This is a genomic window from Pedobacter sp. GW460-11-11-14-TSB4, assembly GCF_059423705.1.
Window position 1 is genome coordinate 117,685 of record NZ_JBWKYI010000003.1, and the last position, 20,470, is coordinate 138,154.

General features: G+C 39.2%; 15 protein-coding genes and 1 tRNA gene. 4 read left to right on the forward strand and 12 right to left on the reverse strand.

Features of this window, described 5'->3' with window-relative positions; all coding sequences use genetic code 11:
• The first annotated feature begins 549 nt into the window (after nucleotides 1-549).
• Nucleotides 550-2,340, forward strand: a complete 1,791-nt coding sequence (locus tag AC07YT_RS05095; RefSeq protein ID WP_086547120.1) for an ABC transporter ATP-binding protein — start codon at nucleotides 550-552, stop codon at nucleotides 2,338-2,340.
• A gap of 79 nt (nucleotides 2,341-2,419) precedes the next feature.
• Nucleotides 2,420-2,743 (forward strand): DUF3276 family protein, encoded by a 324-nt coding sequence (locus AC07YT_RS05100; RefSeq protein ID WP_029275977.1) that lies wholly within the window; start codon nucleotides 2,420-2,422, stop codon nucleotides 2,741-2,743.
• 71 nt (nucleotides 2,744-2,814) lie between these two features.
• Here the strand turns inward: AC07YT_RS05100 and AC07YT_RS05105 are convergent, their stop codons facing one another.
• Complete coding sequence (locus tag AC07YT_RS05105; RefSeq protein WP_086547121.1) at nucleotides 2,815-3,279, reverse strand: hypothetical protein; 465 nt, start codon at nucleotides 3,277-3,279, stop codon at nucleotides 2,815-2,817.
• Between the two features lie 186 nt (nucleotides 3,280-3,465).
• Here AC07YT_RS05105 and ychF point away from each other — a divergent pair, with 186 nt between their 5' ends.
• On the forward strand, nucleotides 3,466-4,566 hold the full coding sequence (gene ychF, locus AC07YT_RS05110; RefSeq protein ID WP_086547122.1) for a redox-regulated ATPase YchF: 1,101 nt from the start codon (nucleotides 3,466-3,468) through the stop codon (nucleotides 4,564-4,566).
• A gap of 362 nt (nucleotides 4,567-4,928) precedes the next feature.
• Here the strand turns inward: ychF and AC07YT_RS05115 are convergent, their stop codons facing one another.
• Both AC07YT_RS05115 and mgtE read right to left on the reverse strand, forming a co-directional pair.
• The gene (locus AC07YT_RS05115) at nucleotides 4,929-5,543 is read right to left on the reverse strand and encodes an HAD hydrolase-like protein (protein WP_086547123.1); all 615 of its coding nucleotides are present in this window, start codon (nucleotides 5,541-5,543) and stop codon (nucleotides 4,929-4,931) included.
• A 9-nt stretch (nucleotides 5,544-5,552) separates the two neighbouring features.
• Entirely contained in the window at nucleotides 5,553-6,929 is a 1,377-nt protein-coding gene (gene mgtE, locus AC07YT_RS05120; RefSeq protein WP_086547124.1) for a magnesium transporter, read from the reverse strand.
• Nucleotides 6,930-7,223: 294 nt separating this feature from the next.
• Here mgtE and AC07YT_RS05125 point away from each other — a divergent pair.
• Nucleotides 7,224-7,295 (forward strand) — tRNA-Arg (locus AC07YT_RS05125).
• 203 nt (nucleotides 7,296-7,498) lie between these two features.
• Here the strand turns inward: AC07YT_RS05125 and AC07YT_RS05130 are convergent.
• From AC07YT_RS05130 to AC07YT_RS05170, 9 genes are all read right to left on the reverse strand, one after another.
• Nucleotides 7,499-9,988 (reverse strand): TonB dependent receptor, encoded by a 2,490-nt coding sequence (locus AC07YT_RS05130; protein ID WP_086547125.1) that lies wholly within the window; start codon nucleotides 9,986-9,988, stop codon nucleotides 7,499-7,501.
• A 3-nt stretch (nucleotides 9,989-9,991) separates the two neighbouring features.
• Nucleotides 9,992-11,128: a PepSY-associated TM helix domain-containing protein gene (locus tag AC07YT_RS05135; RefSeq protein ID WP_086547126.1), complete on the reverse strand. Its 1,137-nt coding sequence runs from the start codon at nucleotides 11,126-11,128 to the stop codon at nucleotides 9,992-9,994.
• A gap of 18 nt (nucleotides 11,129-11,146) precedes the next feature.
• Nucleotides 11,147-12,349 (reverse strand): DUF4374 domain-containing protein, encoded by a 1,203-nt coding sequence (locus tag AC07YT_RS05140; RefSeq protein ID WP_086547127.1) that lies wholly within the window; start codon nucleotides 12,347-12,349, stop codon nucleotides 11,147-11,149.
• Between the two features lie 42 nt (nucleotides 12,350-12,391).
• A complete protein-coding gene (locus AC07YT_RS05145) occupies nucleotides 12,392-14,776 on the reverse strand; it encodes a TonB-dependent receptor (RefSeq protein WP_086547128.1) in 2,385 nt (794 codons plus the stop codon).
• 186 nt (nucleotides 14,777-14,962) lie between these two features.
• Nucleotides 14,963-16,177, reverse strand: coding sequence for a DUF4374 domain-containing protein (locus tag AC07YT_RS05150; protein WP_086547129.1), 1,215 nt, complete (start codon nucleotides 16,175-16,177; stop codon nucleotides 14,963-14,965).
• 18 nt (nucleotides 16,178-16,195) lie between these two features.
• Nucleotides 16,196-16,846: a hypothetical protein gene (locus AC07YT_RS05155; protein WP_086547130.1), complete on the reverse strand. Its 651-nt coding sequence runs from the start codon at nucleotides 16,844-16,846 to the stop codon at nucleotides 16,196-16,198.
• A gap of 112 nt (nucleotides 16,847-16,958) precedes the next feature.
• Entirely contained in the window at nucleotides 16,959-17,495 is a 537-nt protein-coding gene (locus AC07YT_RS05160) for a sigma-70 family RNA polymerase sigma factor (protein WP_494945192.1), read from the reverse strand.
• 262 nt (nucleotides 17,496-17,757) lie between these two features.
• Nucleotides 17,758-18,804, reverse strand: a complete 1,047-nt coding sequence (locus AC07YT_RS05165; RefSeq protein ID WP_086547131.1) for a hypothetical protein — start codon at nucleotides 18,802-18,804, stop codon at nucleotides 17,758-17,760.
• A 79-nt stretch (nucleotides 18,805-18,883) separates the two neighbouring features.
• On the reverse strand, nucleotides 18,884-20,470 hold the full coding sequence (locus AC07YT_RS05170; RefSeq protein WP_086547132.1) for a discoidin domain-containing protein: 1,587 nt from the start codon (nucleotides 20,468-20,470) through the stop codon (nucleotides 18,884-18,886).

Genomic DNA, 20,470 nt, shown 5'->3' on the forward strand with positions numbered 1-20,470 from the left:
TAAAATAAAAAACCATTATTACACCTATTTAACTAAACTATAACAAAATTAATTCGGTTCTGGATAAATTTAATAAGCCTATGAGATTATTAAAACGTTATAGGTTAAGGTAAATCATAAAAAAAACGTGGTTAAATTCACTAATGTTTGGTTCGTGGGGCACGAACCAAAGCATGAGAATGAGGTGATGAGGTAAACATTCCATGCTTTTCAGTTTCCATGACTAAAACTGACAACAGATTTTACTGAACCAAGAGCCACAATCTCATGTAAAATAAACCTGATAGGAATGTAAAGCCCGATTCTTCATCGGCTTGAAATGGATAGCAGGGCTGATCTACCCAAAAAGCACCAAACCTTGCTTTTCAAAATAATATTGACCACCTAAGTCGCCTGAGAACACTTTAGCGATATGGTTTAGGGCTTTCATTAATCTAGCTACTTTACATCATCCATTTTACATCCTCAAGTGTCATTAATTTTTAAAGCTTAGGCCCGAACAGATAAATATGCATTATGAAATAACAAAATTAGCTAAGTTTGTATGGAATGAAACATTTAAGCCGATTAAACAAATACTTTCTTAAATACAAATGGTGGATTATACCCGGAAGTATTTTCGTGGTGATTTCTAATATTTTTGGCGTAGTGCCTGCCCAGGTGATTGGTTATGCCGTTGATCTGATTACCGAAAACATTCAGATATTTAATCTTTTTTATGGCTTCGATCGACAAGCCATTATTTACGACATTTTTAGCAGCAATCTTTTATTTTTTGGCTTGCTGGTTATTGCACTTTATTTATTGCGGGGGCTGTTTCTGTTCTTTATGCGCCAAACCATTATTTTAATGTCGCGGCATATAGAGTTTGATATGAAAAACGATATCTACCAGCATTATCAGGAGCTGAGCTTAGGCTTTTACCGCCGGAATAATACCGGCGATTTAATGAACCGTGCTACAGAAGATGTTAACCGGGTAAGGATGTATGTTGGTCCGGCGATTATGTACACGATTAACACTTTTGTTTTATCGGTACTTATTATCTGGTCGATGTTTGATGTAAATGCCAAACTGGCCATTTATTGCCTGTTGCCCCTTCCCTTTCTGGTGGTGATTATCTATTATGTAAACACGCTGATCTTTAAAAAAAGCGGGAAGATACAGGAACGTTTATCAGATCTATCGAGTTTTGTTCAGGAGCGTTTTTCGGGCATCAGGATCATTAAATCCTATGTTCGTGAAGATTATACGCGAGACATGTTCTCCATCCAGAGCAACGATTATAAAAAAGATTCGATGAGCCTGGTTAAAGTATCGGCACTATTTTACCCAACCATGCTTTTATTAATTGGCCTGAGTACCATTTTAACGATATATATTGGTGGTATCCAGGTCATGAATGGCAGTATTACGGCAGGGAATATTGCCGAATTTATCATTTACATTAACCAGTTAACCTTTCCGGTAACCATGCTGGGCTGGGTTACTTCTTTAATCCAGCGGGCTGCTGCATCGCAAAAACGGATAAATGAGTTTTTAGATATCCCATCCGATATCCAGTCAAAAGAAAGTGCAGAAATTGAGCTCACGGGTAAAATCAAGTTCGACCAGGTGAGTTTTACCTATCCGGATACCGGCATTGAAGCTTTAAAAGACGTGAGTTTTGAGATTAATAGCGGCGAATTTGTAGCCATTATCGGAAAAACAGGCTCCGGGAAATCGACATTGGCGAATCTGATTATGCGGATGTATGATGTAGAAAATGGCGCCATTGATATTGATGGAAAGAACATTAAGGCCTTAAATCTAAAAGATTATCGTGAGCAAATTGGTTTTGTACCGCAAGAGGTTTTCCTCTTTTCGGATACGATAAAAAACAATATTGCCTTTGGTTTAGACCAGGTTACCGATGAGGAAGTGCATATGGCTGCAAAAAATGCCTCGGTTTATACCAATATTATCGACTTCGAAGAAAAATTCGAAACCATGCTGGGTGAGCGAGGAATAACCCTCTCAGGCGGGCAAAAACAACGCGTTTCTATTGCAAGGGCATTGATTAAATCGCCTAAGATTTTAATATTTGATGATTGTCTTTCGGCGGTTGACACGAAAACAGAGGAGGAAATACTGCAAAACCTGGGTAAAATTATGGCCGGAAAAACAAGTATTTTAATTGCCCACAGGATTTCGACCATTAAAAATGCAGATAAGATTTTAGTGCTGGATAACGGCAAAATCATTGAACAAGGCACACACAATGAATTACTTAGTTTAAATGGCAGCTATACCGAGCTTTATAACCACCAACTTTTGGAGGAGGAAACCCGAACTATTTAAATTGTGATAAAATTGTATTTTGAACTTTAAATATTTGCTTTATATTTACCGAAACCAAAAACCAACATCAATACCAACCATGGGAGAATTCGACAACAAGGAAAGAGAAGAAGTTTTTTCAAAGAAAGTAAGAGCAGGTAAGAGAACTTATTTCTTCGACGTGAAGGCTACTAGATCGGGTGATTATTATTTAACAGTTACCGAAAGTAAGAAAAGATTAGAAGACGGTGTGTTTGTAAAACATAAAATCTTTTTATACAAAGAAGATTTCGAAAAATTTGCAGAAGGACTAAATGAAACTGTTGATTACATCAAAACTCACCAGGATGTGGTTGAAAAACGTTATGAATATTCTGAAAATGGAGAACATAGCACTAAAGCAAGCGACGATTTTACTTTTTAAGTAATTATAATTTCAATAAAAAAAAGCCTCCCAATTTTAAAATCAGGAGGCTTTTTTACTTATATGCCTTTTTATTTGATACCTACAGTGCTAACGGCTACGGCAAGGATGAGTAGAAAATAACTCACTAAAAATACAATGGTAAGTACGCCCCAAAATTTAAAAAGTGATTTAACATTTGCAATGGCATCGTTTAAGTTTTCCTGATCGCCAAACAACACACCTTGTTTGCCCTTAGCTGAAAAACGTAACAACAGCAAACTTGGATAAAAAAAGAGTAAGGCCAACAGCAGGTAAAATATAGTAATTCCAGTTGCCCCGATACTGGCCAGGGGTCCTAACTGATTAAGCATTGCAGGATTTGCCGTTATTGCTGCTCCTATTCCAAATGAACTTAAAGTTAAAAATGCCGAGATAACAAAACCGACTACGGATAAAAATCTTGCCCATTTACTCATATCGTAAAGGTAGCTCCGCATTTCTTCGGTAACGACCAATTTCACTTCCTGGGGCACTTCATTTTCAAAATCTTCCATTTATCTCTATCTATTTTGGGCTAAACTTAGATAAAATATAGATTTGATACAATAGCAAGGGTTTAAATAAAGGTTTTAAAAGCTTATCTTTGCGCGGATTTTAGCGGGACGGGAGATGGAAAATGTAAGCTGGATGATGATTACCGACTAAAGACTGTGGACTAAAGACTTAAAGACTAATAAATAATGGCATTACAATGTGGTATAGTTGGTTTACCAAATGTTGGAAAATCGACTCTTTTTAACTGTTTATCAAATGCAAAAGCGCAGGCTGCAAACTTTCCCTTTTGTACTATTGAGCCCAACGTTGGCGTAATTACAGTACCTGATGATCGATTAACCAAACTGGCTGAGCTGGTTAAACCAAACAAAGTACAACCGAATACTATTGAGATTGTAGATATTGCGGGTTTGGTAAAAGGGGCATCGAAAGGTGAAGGCTTAGGAAACCAGTTTTTAGGAAATATTCGTGCGACCAACGCCATCATTCACGTTTTACGTTGTTTTGATGACGGAAATGTAATCCATGTGGATGGTTCTGTTGATCCGATCCGCGATCGGGAAATTATTGATACTGAGCTACAGCTTAAAGATTTGGATACCGTTGATAAACGCATTCAAAAAGTTGAAAAAATGGCTAAAACAGGTGGTGATAAAGATGCTAAACGTACTTATGAAATTTTAACGGTAGTTAAATCTCATTTAGAAAGTGGTAAATCGATCCGTACGGCACCATTGGCTCAGGAAGATTTTGATTTTATTGAAGATTTAGGCCTGCTTACGCAAAAACCGGTGATGTATGTTTGTAATGTTGATGAAGCATCGGTAATTAACGGCAATAAATACGTCGATTTAGTTAAAGCCAACGTTGCGGATGAAAATGCAGAAGTTTTAGTGATCTCTGCTAAAATTGAATCAGAAATTGCGGAACTGGATAGCTACGAAGAGCGTCAGGAATTTTTAGCTGATTTAGGCTTAACCGAATCGGGCGTGAATAAATTGATCCGTGCTGCTTATAAATTATTAAATCTGTACACTTATTTCACCGCTGGTGTGCAAGAAGTTAGGGCCTGGACGATTACCAAAGGGTTTACAGCGCCACAGGCTGCCGGCGTTATCCACACCGATTTCGAAAAAGGATTTATCCGTGCGGAGGTGATCAAATACAACGATTTCGTAACCTTAGGTTCTGAAAACGCCTGTAAAGATGCTGGTAAATTAGGTGTAGAAGGAAAAACCTATGTAGTGGAAGATGGCGACATTATGCACTTCAGGTTTAACGTTTAAGCCCCTAAATCCCCTAAAGGAGACTTTGAATAACATAGAGCCATTCGTAAGAGTGGCTTTTTTTTTGCCGTTTTTTTGCCACTGAGGCACGGAAATCACGGAAAACCAGTCTATTGTCACGCTGAGTGGAGTCGAAGCGCATAGGAAAGGTAAATTAAACACAGATATCCAGCAAGCAGTTTGACATGAAAGATCCTGAAATAAATTCAGGATGACGAATGCTTCAGGATGACGAAGGCAGGAGGAGCAAGCTTTAGCAAGACCTACCTACATTGCTTTTCAAAAAAACTCAAATTTTCACCCAGAGTTAACAACTTACAGGCAAGGCTGCCCAGAAAGTTGTCAACGCTAGATGCTATTGATTAAATCTCTAAGCCGTAAGCTGCCAGTTGTACTTTGGTATCTTCGTAATCGGTATGGTGGATGCCCCTTAAGCCTAGACCTTCGGCAACCTGTACAAAAAGCATACGATCGTCGATGTATAAGCTCGTTTCTACGTCGCTCTGCGAAATATCGATGGCCACCTTAAAAATATCGGCATCGGGTTTACGGAAATGCACAAAGCTTGATGACACGAAGAAATCGACAAACTCATTCAGCCTGAAGGTATTGATGCGATATTGGTTTAGTTCACGGCCTTCGTTACTGATGACGGCTACCTTGAGGTTATATTTCTTTTTTAAATCGCAGATCAACTGAATCATTTCCGGATAAGGAAGTGATTTTTTGAACATAAATTCTTTAAAATCATCATAGGTAAAACTCCGTTCTTCGAAGAAAACAATACGTTCCAGATATTCATCAAGGGTTAGTTTACCTACCTCATAAGTATCGAAGGTAAGGTGATGGCGTTCTTCAAGATCAACTGAATCGAGGTTAAAAAGTACTGAAGCTTCTCCCCTTGCATGCCTGTCCCAGCCGTTGGTTAACAAAACACCACCGATATCGGTAAAAAGTGTGGTAATTTTCTTTTGCATAATTTAGATTTAAAGTAAAACGCCTTTTAAAAAAAGAACAGCAAAGCTGAAATAAATAATCAGTCCGGTAACATCAACAAGGGTTGCTACAAATGGAGCAGATGAGGTTGCAGGATCGGCTCCCAGTTTTTTTAATAAAATCGGCAGCATAGAGCCACTTAACGACCCCCAGAGTACCACAAAAACCAAAGAAACGCTAATGGTAGCAGCAATTAAAATCCAGTGTTCTCCATAAACATTAGGTACTGCCAAATGCCAGACAAAAATGCGTAAAAATCCGATGAGGCCTAAACATAAACCCAGTAGAAAACCTGATGTAATTTCCCTGTTCATTACGCGCCACCAATCTCTTATGGTTACCTCGCCAAGCGCCATTGCCTGAATAATCAGGGTTGAAGCCTGAGATCCGCTATTCCCTCCGCATGAAATAATCAGCGGAATAAATAATGCGAGTACGGTAGCTTTATGAATTTGTCCTTCGAAAAAACCCATTGCGGTAGCGGTAAGCATTTCGCCAACCATTAAAATGGCCAGCCAGCCTACACGTTTTCTTACCAGGTTAAATATTGAAGTATCGAGATAGGGTTCATCCAAAGCCTCGGTACCCCCAATTTTGTGCATATCTTCGGTATATTCTTCGTTGGCAATCCACAAAATATCATCCACCGTAACAATCCCTAACAAAATGTTATTCTCGTCTACTACAGGTAAAGCCACGCGGTTGTTCATCCTGAAGATATTGATGGCATCTTCCTGAGGATCGTTTGCTTTTAAGGCAATGAAACGTTTATCGGTAAGCTCGCCGATAATGGCTTCAGGATCGGCCAGTAAAACCTCGCGAATCCTGATATCATCCAGCAATACCCCTTCTTTATCAATCACATACACAACATCGATGGTTTCGGAGTTTTTTCCATAACGCCTGATGTGCGCCAATACCCTGGTGATAGACCATTCGGGTTTTACGGCGATATAATCGGGCGTCATTAAACGGCCAATACTATCTTCTTTATAACCAAGGAGTGCAAGTGATTCTTTACGTTCTTCAGGCGGTAAAAGCGTAATCATTTTTTTCACCACATCACCTTTTAATTCGCTGAAAAGTGCGGTACGGTCGTCGGGCGGCAGATCTTTGATGATCTGATTCAGTTTATTGCCTGAAAGTTTTTTAATGATACGCTCCTGGGTAGGAAAATCCAGAATCCGGAAAACATTTACGGCCCGGTTGAGGGATAAGGTTTCGATAAATTTAGCTGCATATTGTGGAAGTTCATCAATCAGTTCTTCTACATCCGAAATATTCAGTTGATCGAGATATTGCTTTAAAGCCTTATCATTTTCTTTTTCAAGCAGTTCCTGAATCTCTTCCACAACCAATTCTTCCATAAACAAAATTTAATTTATTACATGCCTAATCCTCTATTAACGGTTCGCAAAGGTGCATTTTTATTTCCTAAAAAGCCAACGGTGTACCTTTAAAATTAGCCAAAAAGGATTCTTAAATTAAAAATAAAGAGGAATAAACTCATTCTACCAGCACCTGGCTTTATGATTTAATCATTTTTTAACATAAAAGATAGCTCAACAGCAGGAAGTTAATTTTGTCAGGTATTTACAGATTAAAAATAGGTTTGATTTTTTAATGAAATGATTTTGAATTTTCTATATTTGCAGCCTTATGCTCCCGTAGTTCAATGGATAGAATTATGGTTTCCGGTACCATCGATATGAGTTCGAATCTCGTCGGGAGCACAAAACGAGACAAATCAGTTTAAGCTGTTTGTCTCGTTTTTTTGTTTAGCACCTCTTTGTTAAGAGATACTAACATTACAACCCATTCCATCCAGGCATTCGAAATATTGTTTGCCAAATTGGGTGTTCCAGCGAAAATGATCATAGGTTTTATATTTACCAGACTGCAAAAAAATATCGTACAAGAGGGCAATTTCACATTTTTATATTCCTCCCTTTACCCTGTTCTGGATATCATCATTTCCCCTTTTGCGTTCTTTTGTACTGAAAGAATTACCAAAACGATAGGAGAATGAAAGCATTACCCGCCGCCCATCAACATTTACATGGCTATACATATCTATATTCTGGTACCTGGTAATCTGTTTGTATTGGCTCGACTGAAAAATATCGTTCACTAAAAGTTTTAGACTGGCTTTGTCTTTTAAGAGATTTTTTTGAAACGCCACTGAAACGGAATGATAAGATTTTTTGGTAGAAATGCCATAAACTGATTTCGAATGATAATATGCATTTAACTCGGCACTATAACCACCCCCAAGTTTAAATGAGTTTTGGGTATTGATGGTAAAACTAATCTGACTGTTTTTGAATGCTCCGGAATCTTCACCACCACGATAAATATTATTGTAAATATTGGCAAAATTTGTTGCTGTCCACCAGCTGAAATAATTAGTCTGACCGGTAAAACTAACACCATAGTTAACCAGACTCTTCAGGTTCTGGGGGCGTTCGTAAGTCGTGTTCAGGTTATCAATCTGACCCGATACCCAGGTTATGACATCAGTAGTTCTGCTATAATTTAAGGCAGTGGTATATTTGCTTTTAAAAATATGGCTCAATACGATGTTCTGTGTCAGTTCCGGCGTTAAATATGGATTTCCCTCGTAGTATAAAAGTGGATCTCGAAATACCCTGAACGGGTTTAAATCGCCATAATCAGGCCTTTGTACCCTACGGCTATAGGCCAGCTGGAACTGGTTATTTTCGCCTGCTGTCTTATTTAGTGCCAAATTTGGGAACAACTGAAAATAATTTCTTTTAATTAGCGATCCGGTTGTAACCTGATTGCCCAAAGTATGGGTATACTCTCCTCTTAAACCCAACTGTAGGGTAAAGCTTTTAAATTCGCGGTTAAGGTTTAGGTAAGCGGCATGGATCTGTTCTTTGTATTTAAAATAGTTACTGCCCGCAGGATCGTACACCCAGGCACCATCCGTTAAATTTTGATAAACCAGGTTATTATCGGAAGTTATAAATGAACTTTTCAAGCCACTCTCGATTTTGATGGCCTTACCCAATTGATCGGTATAATCTACCTTACCTACATACACATCGGTTTTAGCCGGAACATAACCTTTTCTATTGCTGGTTTGCGCAGGAGCAGATACATCAGGCGCAGAGTAAGTATCTAAATTTAACCTGGACGTAAAACTGTTACTGGCAAAATCTACATCGGCACTAAATGTTCTGGCTTCTTTTTTAAATTTATGCAGGTAGTTAAGGTTGTATGTTAAATTGCTCCAGTGCTGCTGATCATAATTGGTGGTGGCCATATCAGACTGGATAATGCCCTGCTGATTTTGCAAAATATTACTCGTTTGACTATCATGCAGGTATTTACCAATGTTCCCATTTACAAGAAAACCAATGGCGTTCTGCGGATCTAAATCTACATCCATTCCTACCCTGAAATTGTTGGTATTTAAGGGTTCGTTTGTTTCGGTATGTTGATTAGAAATCCGGTCGTAATTACCTGCTACATGGCCATTATTATAAAACCGTCTGCTAAAATCGAGGTATTCGGTTTCGCCGCGGTAAGCATAATTATAGCTTCCATAAACGTTAAAACCTGCATTTTTGTAATTAAGGTTAAAACCCGATCCATATCTTGCCTTTCGGCCCAAACCGCCATTAACAGCAAGCGATCCATTCAGGCCTTTCATCTGGTTTTTCTTCATCACAATATTAATGATACCAGCATTACCGGCAGCATCATACTTGACGGAAGGATTGGCCATAAGCTCAATTTTAGAAACAGATGCCGAATTAGTTCCTTTCAGCAATACACTTAATTCTGCCGGAGAAAGATAGGTTAGTTTTCCGTTGATCATCACGTTAACACCGGCCCTCCCTTTTAACGATATTTTACCTTCGTCGTCTACTTTAATGCCAGGTACGCGTTGCAACAATTCCAAAGCCGTATTTCCTTCTGATAAAATGCTGTTTTCCACATTGATGGTCATCTTGTCTATACTTTGTTCGATTACCTTTTTTTGAACGGAAATGTTTACAGCGTTTAAAGTCTGCGCATCCTCTATTAATTTCAATCGTCCTAAACCGATTACCCTGTGCTGAATACTAATCTGGATCACATCGGTATGATGCGTGATATAACCCATATTAGAAATTTTAACACGATAGCTACCATGTTGCAGTGCCGGAAAGGAAAAACGCCCCAACGAATCGGTCAAAGTTCCTTTTATACCTTTCCCATCTGCATCTTGCAGGGCTACAGAGGCAAATTCTACGGGGCTACCGTTTTCCATCACTACAATGCCACTGATGGCTGAATCGGTCTGTGCACAAACAGGTTTACTCCATAAAAAGCAGAGCACCAGCGGAAAAATATAAGACAATAATCTACTAACATCAGGTTTTTTACCTGAAGCAAAGGATAGGAATTTGCACATAAATTAAGCTTTTAAGAGTATAGGGATGTTTTTATTCTTTTTAGGTTTTTTCTTCTTTTTACCCCACCAGATATAAAATCCCGTAATGGGTAAACTGGCGCAGATGAAGCTTACCAGAAAGAAAATAATTTTTGTGGTAAGTCCACCGATTTCACCAACATGCAATCCATAATTAGAGCGTCTGATCCAGGAAGCCAGATTTTCATCACGGAGTCTTTTATTTGAGGCAGGTAATTCTTTTAAGCTGTGCTGATCTAAATAAACATCGCGCCAGGTCCCTTTATACATATCGGTACATACATAAATGGCTTCTGATACTTTCTCCGGAAAATGAAGGATGATTTCGAAGGGGCGATGTTCGGCAATTTCGTAAACTCCTTTTTTCCATGCACGGTCTACCTGAAGAAGAACATTCGATTGAGGGTTTTTAGTGGTATCAGATAAAGCTTCAATCCGCTGACCGTTTTTGCCTCCTGCCAACCAGAATACACTTTTGTTAAACCAGGCGAAGCTCATCATCAGTCCGGTAAAGGCAAACAAAAGCGCTACAATAATGGAATAGAATCCCAAAAGATTGTGCAGATCGTAGTTGATTCGTTTAAATCTGGCACGCCATTTTATTTTAAAACTCTGATCTCTTCCTTTTTTATTCCATTTTTTTGGCCACCATAAAATCAATCCGCTGATGAGCAGCAAGAAAAAGATGAGTGTTCCCCAACCCACCACCTGATGGCCGATTTTTTCGGGTAACCACATGTAATAATGACCGTCTTTAAAAAACTGGAAGATATCTTTTTCCTTCACCATAGCCACCACTTCTGCAGTATAGGGATTAACATAAACCAGCGAATCCATTTCATGGATACTAAAATGTGCTGTTCTATTTTCGCCATGGTACCACACCGATTCTATCTCCCGCCCAGGCAATGCCTTTTGTACCGCCTGATACAATACAGAAGGCTTAAGAATAGCTTGCCCGGTAGCTGCAGCTGGTGTTGCATGCAGCCACGGAGCGCTTAAACTTTTTATCTCCTGTTCAAAAACGAGTACACAACCAGTAATCCCCAGCACAAATACTACTATTCCGGAAGCAATCCCAAGCCATAAGTGCAGCCAGGCATTAATCTTTTTAAACGTCATTATAGGGAGATATTCAGGTTATTTTAATTTCTCTATTCTTAAAATGTAATCGATGCCGCCTACAAACTCTACTCCTTTGGTTAATTGATCGGTAGCAGGATCGTATTGCCAGATGTAATCTTTATCTGCTGCATTAACTGCGATAAATGCTTTACCGTCTTCAACAATTACAGCATTCACCATACGTTCGCCTTTATCCGCCGGAAGATTTAATTTTTTGATCAACGCACCTGTTTTAACATCAACTACACAGAAGTAATGATCGGCATCGATACTCTGGCCTGCAATTCGCGAACGTACTATGGCTTTTCCATTGCCAATATACCACATGGCAGGAACCATTTCGTTATTGGCAACAGCCGAGAAATTAAAGAAATAAGTTGGATCTATTTCGGCCGAGCCGTTTTTAATCCTGTACATGGCAGATGGTGATTTATAATCGTAAACATTAACCGGATCGCTGATGAAATACAAATCACCGGTTTCATCCACGAATGATGATGGTGCATAAACATTTGGTCCGCCCAGCCCGGTTGTACGCGTATCTGAAAGTGATTTTTCAACCGCCATGGTGCTATAATCGATTACGGCTACATAAGCCCTTTGATAAACCGGCATGTTCGGATAATTGGTATAATCGGTAGAACCAAAACCATAACCCAGAAAAAGTTTATTGTTCCTGAATTCGGCAAAACCGATGGTATAGGCATCAAATCCGGCCGGAATCTTTTCTAAATTCAGCTTTCCTGTTTTAATGGTCATTTTGTCCACTTTAACCACAGCATAACGGGCTTCGTTGTTTCCATCTCCAAAAATAACCAGGGTATTATGATCTACCCAGGTATAAGAGCTCCAGTTTAACCATGAAAAAGGAATCTCCTTATCGATTAAAAGCGATCCGTTTTCTACATGATATTTGCCTAAACGGCCACTACCTGCATTTGCGTGGTAATAGAAACCATCTCTCTGGATCACATCCTGCGCATAAACCTTGCCCGTCATTTCGGCACCATTCCCTTTTAAGCTAACGGTACCCCCGGTTAGCGATTGGATCCCTGCAATGTAATAAGCGGTATTTGGCCAGCTGCCCACACATAATACCGCAGCATATTTGGTACCCTCTTCTATATGGCCAACATCTCTTTTCTCGCATCCGCTGGCGAAAACAACAATAAGTGCAATGGCGAATAATTTATTGAAGTGATATATAATTTTGTTCATCGTGATTGATATAAAATAATGTCTGATCGATTTGGAGATTGATTATTGGATAAAATACCTCAGTTTTACAGAAAACGATCTGCCGGGTTTCTGTAACCTGAAATTATCGTAAGCAAGTTCGTTGGTTAAATTTTTACACTCCGCCGAAATGTTATACCTGCCGTTGTGCAATGAGTAGCTTAATGCTGCATTTTGGATAAACTGTGTAGGAATATCTGATTTCCCGTTAGGGTTTCCCTTTCCTTCCCAGGTTAAATAAAACCAGTTTACATATTGGGTAAACCAGTTAAACTGCAAGCGTGTATTTTTGCCCAACAGGTCATTTTTCCCGATACTGAAATCGGCATTTCCAAATAACCATGGTTGGTTAGGAATTTTATTCAGGTAGGTTCCTTCTACATTATACGATTCTGTTTGACCGTTTTTTGTAGTATTTACTGCATTTTGATAGGTTAAATTCAGGTTTATTCCCAATAACTGATCGTAAGTGTAGCGTACTTCGGCTTCAAAACCGGTAATGCGAACGCTCGACTGGTTTTGGTTTTTTAATAATTTAGAGCGCTCATCAGGCACTGGGAAGATAAAATCCTTTGCATCGCGATAAAAGCCCGATGCTTCTACAAAAAATGTATGCTTGCCCAACTTAAAATTGTAATAGGCTCCAAGGTTGATGTTATCGCTACTTTCTGGTTTCAGATCTGGATTTCCCTGTAAGTTTAAACCATCTCCAAACATTTCTTCGGCTTCCTGCAAACGGTAAGCGTGCTCAAAAGAAGCTTTAATGCCTAAATCTGGCGTGATTTTATATCTGGATGCCACCCCGTAACCCAAATTACTAAAAGCGGTATCCAGTAAAGTATAAACCTGATTAATGTATTTAGGCCTTTCTAAACCCAGGTGGTAATATTTAACAAAAGCAGTATTGACCAGTTTCTTATCTAAAAGGTCTTGCTGATAAGCCAGTCCCACAATCTGCTTTCTTAAAAGACCAGGTGTTTCATCGTGATCCGTTAACAGTTCGTTAAAATTTCTGTTTTTTAAATGATCGAAAGTATAATTTAGGTTTAAAGTGTGTTCGCTGTTGATCACATAACTCAAATTGGCCATTGCATAAGTTCTGGGCCTGATAATATTTGCGATCGTTTTAATTCCGCCCATTTCCGAATAGCCCTTATCGAAATAAGTACCATCCCAGTTATAGGTGCGTTTTACCGTATCGGTGGTTTTGTAAGTATCTTTAGATCTGGCTAAAAATGCACTTAAACTTAAACCATCAGTAAACAGGTTATCTTTTTTATACCTTAAAGTAGCACTGCGTGCTTTACTGGCCCTGGTTACTTCGCCATATACAATGTTCTGGTCGAAACCTGTTTGCAAATCCTGGTGTGCTTCGTTATAACCTACGCCAACAAATAATACATCAGCCCATGTCTTATTGGTTATCCCGGCTTCTACCTGCCCCAGCAACGACTCGTAATTATCGTGGAAACGTCGAACATCTGCTTTTACAAATTCTGCTCCGTTTAAATCAGCAATATAATTGCCTATACGCGTTCCACCCTGCACTACATCCACATCTTTCATGATATAGTTATTATCAGAAGAATTATAGAAACCACTGGCCTTAACAATAATTCCAGTTTTTTTATCTACAAACTGGCCATTTAAAGAAGAACGGTTGGTATTAAAAGATCCATAACTATGACTAACATCTAAATAGTTGCTTAGCTTTTGATTGGTAATGACGTTTACTGCACCACCCATTGCATCGGCACCTAAATTAACCGGAACAACACCTTTATACACTTCTAAACGATCGGCCATATTAACCGGGATGTTATTGAGCGACATGGCGCTGCCCATTACATCCATCGGGATCCCATCTACAAAAAATTTAACCTGTTTACCAGATAAACCGTTGATGGAAAATTTGAAATCAGAACCCAAACCACCCTGCTCGCGGATACGGACACCGGTACTGCGGTTCAGGATTTGATTTAAATCGGCAGTGGTATTGGCCAGTTTTCTGGTATCGATGGCGTTAACACTGAAACCCGACTCTTTAACTTCCTGTGTTTTGGTTTTGCCATTTACGGCAACATCGTTCAGTTGTTTCTGGTCTTTCTTTAATGAAAAATCTATTTTAACGATCTGCCCCTGTTTAACCGTAATATTTTTTGATTCTTGAATAAAGCCAATGTATGATACGACAATGGTATAACTGCCCGGCTGAATATTTTTGATTTCGTAGTAACCTGACTGATCTGTTGTGGCGCCAATTTTGGTTTCCTTTATCTGGATGGTAGCCCCAACAATTACTTCTTTGCCATCTTTAATGGTCCCTGAAATGGAGGATGAAGTTTGAGCAAAAGCGCTTAGAGATAGTACGCTGAATAAAATGAGTAGTAGATTTTTTCCGTAAAACATTGTTTTAATATTGTGCATTTACTGGGTAGTAGCACAATTCGTATTTTCCCGAAGGTGAGAAACGAAAAAAAATAAAATAAAATTGGGATGGAAAATGGAAGAGGTAAAATGGAATATGGATTCCCGCAAATTTGAGATGATAAACGTCGCGGAGAATCTTTTATTTGCGGTTAAAAAAAACAGTTATTAATCCTTCAATCGGTCTATCCGCATAATAAAATCGGTATCCCCTCCTAACTGAAGTCCTTTTTTCAATGTACCGGTTTTGATATTGTATAGCCAGATATAATTGCCTTCTTTGGTAGAATTCACAGCAATGTAAGCGGTATCGCCCTCCACAATCACACACTCTCTTCTGGTTCCCTTATCTAACGGAAGATTGAGTTTGGTAACCGATTGTGTTTGCAGATCGAGTACGTAAAATTCAAAGTGTGCCGTGCTATAGTGATCGCCCAAACCTTTAAAAAGGTCTTTTCTTTCAGAACGGATAATGGCTTTATTTCCGCCAAGGTACCACATTCCATAAGCATGGTTCTGAACCTTTGAAGCCGAGATATTAAAGAAATAATCCTGGTTTATCTTTTTTTCGCCGGCCTTGATCTTAAACACCCCAGTAGGCAGCTCGGTCCTGTTCCCCAAAGCTATCCCCGGGCATGACTGAAAATAATAATCGCCATGATCATCCTTAAAATTATAAGATTGAATGGTATTGATTCCACCAGGATAGGTAGAACGGGTATCTTTTTGTGTGTTAAGAAGTTTCATTTCCGGGTAAGTCAGTTCTGAAACATATAAGGTATCGCTGGTTAAATAATTAGATACATTCTGTGTTACATGGTAGGTATAACCAACCAAAAGTGCATTTGCTTTTTTCTCTACAAAACCAATAGAAAGGGTGGTGAACTTACCCGATGGTGCGGGAATCTGCATATCGCCCTTTGCGATGACCTCCATTTTAGCTGTGTTGATAAAAGTATATTTGGTATGGTTGTAACCCGAAAGATTTAATCCGGTAAGCAGCAGGCTATCCTTCCCGATCCAGTTAAAGTTCTCGATGCTGAAATCTTTAATATCCAAAAATCCTGCGACAACCAGTTTTTCGTTTTCCAGTTTAAATTTAGAGAAACGGCTGGTTTTACGATTGAGGTGATAAAAGAATCCATCTTTTACAAAAACATCCCTATCCATATCTTTCTGATCCAAAAGAATACCTTGTGTTTCCGGTTTTAGCAAACCACGATCTAATGCATTCGTCGTGAGCATATATTCTCTTCCATCTTTGGCCAGAATATACAAGCTGTATTTAGCATCTTTTTGGTCAGTGCGCTTATCTCCGCAACCGAGCATACAGCAGGCAAAAATAACGGGAATGAAAAATCTGATGATGCGAGGGAGGTTCATTGTAGGCGGTAGAGCTGGTTAAATATCAAACTGGGCCGAAAGTTGTTTCTGCATCACCGGGGGTAAATCCATTAAATTGCGCTCGCTAATTACCACGATACTTTTTACACCGGTTTTATTTTTAAGGATAATATAAGTCTGTCCTTTTAACAAGGTTATCTTCTTATCTGTGCCTTCAAAAACAAGATTGATATCTTTCTTTGGAGAAATCAGGATACTTCCCGTCAGATCGATCATGCCATCGCTATTGTTTATTTTAGCAACGGTATTTGGTCCTATGGCCACATCGTATCCTTTGGCATCAATATGTTTTACATACCGTGCAGAGGGATTATTTAATTCTAAAAAGTCAGTTTGTCCAAAAGATTTATTGGCCATTATAAAATAAGCAATAACACCAGCCATGGCGATAAATACAGATGCGGCAATAGCACCCTTCCACATGAAATAAGTATTACTCCTTTTTGGCAATGGCTTAATCGCCTGTGGCATAACGGTTTCAATTTCCTGCCACATTTCCTGCTTCAGGGCATTTTTATCTTTTGCTAAAGCTACGGTATTCAGCTCCTCTACATCAGTATTGAACAGCCATTCTTCTACCCTCTGGCGCTCTTCGGCACTACAGGCATTTAAATGGTATTTTTCTAAAAGTTCTTGACTAATGTTCATGCTAATGAGTTGCTCCTAAAAAGGATGCAGGTATCTGCAAACTTAATAAATTATTGCTTTTAAATAGAAGTAGCCTAAACACCGATTTTCCGTAAGTTCTTGAAATAAAAAATTAATAACTGGCCAAACCAACTTTAAGCCTGCTCATGGCCTTCGTGATATGATACTCTACAGCACGTTCGGAAATATACAGCAAACCGGCAATTTCTTTATTGCTCATTCCCTGTTCGCGACTCATTTTGTATACCCGTTTGCACTGGCAGGGCAAGGTATCGACCAAAACATCTACTTTTTCTTTTAAATTATTAAAAAGTACCTGTTCTTCAGTACAATTGCTGGAAACCGAGCAGTCCATCATCTGAAATTCGTTATGCTTTTGCCGGTTTACCTTATTTCGGATATACTCGAAGGTTTTAAATTTGGCCGATCGGATCAGGTAATGTTCAATTTTTTCTATTTCGAGTTCCGATCTCCGCTCCCAAAGGGACTTAAAAATCTCCTGAACCATACCCTTTGCGGGTTCAACCTCTTTGATATTATTGTAACAAACCGCAAATACCTTCTCCCAGTATAATTCATAGGCCATTTCGAACGATTGTTTATCGATCTTTATTAATTTACCTGAGAAAGGATGATTTGTAGCTTCCAAATACCTGTTTGATGGTTGGCTGCAAATATAGCTATTTAGATCAATTAAAAATAAGAGCTTTTAAAAATGGTAGATAATTTCTACTATAAAGCTGAAAACACTTTAAAAACGAGCCGATAGGCCAATTAGAATGTTGGTAAATCTCAGTAAGCCTTCGGGTAATAGCTCACTTCTGGCTTTCTACCAAAAGTGAGCTAAATTGTAAATTGTCTTTGCTGACCAGATAATAGGCACGAAACAGGAAAGTCCCGGCTCGTTTATGTTATAGATGGGTAGGCAGGTAATAATTGCTGGTTGTGATCGGTAACTGTTTCTTTGCCAGCATATCTTTATAGATTATCCCTGTTGCTACAACCGCACCCCGCTTGTCAGCGGTTGGATAGGTCATACTGGAATCATGTGAAAAGCCGACCATATGGCCAATTTCGTGTACGGCAATGGAACAGATGTCCATGGTCAGGTAGTCGTGTAACACATGGTTGGCTAATCCAAATGTAGATCCGCCACCTAGCCCGGAAACATTTACCACTACGCCACAGTTGATTGTTGACATATCTAATATCTTCTTAAAAGCTTCCTGTTTCTGTTCAGCAGTCAATAACACCTTATCGTTTCCGGTAATCGGTTCAGCTAAAAATGCTGTCCTGGTTTCTTCAGCCTGGATCAGATAGGCCAGGTTGATGATCAGGCCTGAGAATCTCCGTATATCCTTAGCTTCAATATTATCTTTCCAGTTATCAGTCGGAATATCCTTAGTATCATATTCATGGTATTTAATCTTCCATTTTAATTTGGACAAGCTTTTTAGTTTTTTGATCAGATCCGAATCACCGGTAAAATCAAACGATACTTTTTCAATCGGAATACCTGTGGTTTTATATTGCGCAAGATCTACTTCTCCTCCATCGCTGTCGAGAAATTTGGTTCCCCCTTCAATGAACGGATATTTGATCTGCTGGACGCCATGTGCCCTGATTTTTCCAATCCTGAACAACCTAACCGGCTTTGATAGCCCCTCTACGGTTAAAAGTATAGTGGCATCTGCGATTTCAACAGGCGCAAAATTAGCCACTTCGATCGTCGTCGCATTGATAGCCTTCACCCGCAGCACCTTACCAATCTCATAACGTCTTGCTTCAGAAGTCAAGAGTTCTATCGATTCACCGTCCTGGAACATCAGCGCAGCGTTATTATTGTTATCAAAATTATACTGAACTGTTGTTACAGGATCAGGAACGGGTGGCGTTGGTTTTTCTTTTTTACAACTAAAAAATAAAACCGTTAATAATAGAAAGGTGATTTTTTTCATAGTAGATATTGATTTGATGATATCATTAGGTAATATTTCATTACCTAATGATTAATGATCTATTCGGATGCCCCTTTTGCTAATATAACCCAAGTTCGGCTATGGCGGCAAATTGTGTTCCATCCCAGGAAGTATTGGCCACAATTTTAAGGTATTGAAAGGTCAGCGCCGATCCAAATGCAAAATATTGTTTACCATCTGTTTTAACAGTCGAAAAATTTCCCCTGGAGGTATAACTGATGCCGTCGGTACTGGTCAGAATTTCAAAATCTTTGATCGCCCGTCTTGATCCTGAACGGTGCTGCAGGGCGATACCACTTGCAGTCTTATTGCTTCCAAGATTTACGCTGATAAAATGAGGGTAGGTTCCTGCAGGGGATGATGACCATTTGCTATGCCAAAAAGTAGTCGAGTTATTGTCAAGGACATTCGTTGCATAACCATTCTCTCCCGTTTCCTGTGAGCTGAATCCATCGATTGTCCAGCCTGTTTTGCTAAGTTCCGGGCGATAACCGAAATTAATCACAGGTATGCCACCCTGGAAGGTATAATAATAGATGTGTTCGGTAATGGTACCATTGGTATGCACAAATTTGACCTTCAGCTCATAAGGTATCCCATCCGTTTTTACCCAGAATTCTGATATAGGCATAACCACACTGAAACTATCTGTTCCGATTTTGGAACTCGCCCAGGTAATCGCATTATAATCGTGGTTAACTCCAGTGCCCTCATTACCCACGTTAGGATCGTTAAAATACAGGACCTTATCTACCGTGCCTGTAGAAGTAAATTTTCCAGAGCACACGATCGCACTTTGTGCTGCTGAGTAACTGGCATAAATTCTAGGTATTGTGGTGCTTACACTACCATAATAAGTAGAACTGTTATTGTTGAATACTTCGTTGTTGTTAAAAATAGCTGCATCTGCTGCAGAAATAAAGGTTGGCGTTTTGCCCAGGGTATAGTTGCCCGATCCCATCAACGATGTACCGAGGCTATTTTTTTGAGATACGGATTCGCGGTTGTGGGAAGAATTTAATGCATGTCCCATTTCATGTGCCAGTCCGCCAATCCATTTAGTAAACGGTTCAGTACCAATATTAGCAATATTAAAGCCTGCATAATCCAGGGCATAACAGTATTTTCCGTACCCATAAAATGGATTTCCTCCGGCGGGTTCTCCATTTGCATTTGTTGTGAATGGTGGTAACAGGATAAGTACATGCTGGCTTTGCTTTAAGCCCGGATGAGCTGTAAAAAAATTATCCACTTCTGTAACACCAAGACCAGAATTGAAATTTGTTTTCGACTGTGTACTCCTGATTACATTAATCTGGACTAATTGCGTAGTTGTATCTTTAACAAGGCCAAAGGTTTTTAACCCATATCCGTTTCTATTCAATTCTTGGGCATAGTAATTCTGGATCCATGTTAACACGCCATCAACCCTGGATCTGAAATTTGCAAGTGTATCAAGATCAGTTGGAACCAGATAGACAACGGTAAGATTACGGTTGTGAGATATCACTGGGTTCGATACCGTCATCTGTGGATTAGACTTGAAGGTACTGTTTGTTTCAGCTACCGGGATTTCTGTTCTTTTACAGGAGGAAGCGCAGAAGATGCCTACTGCGGCAAGGGCCATTAATAATTGTTTTTTCAT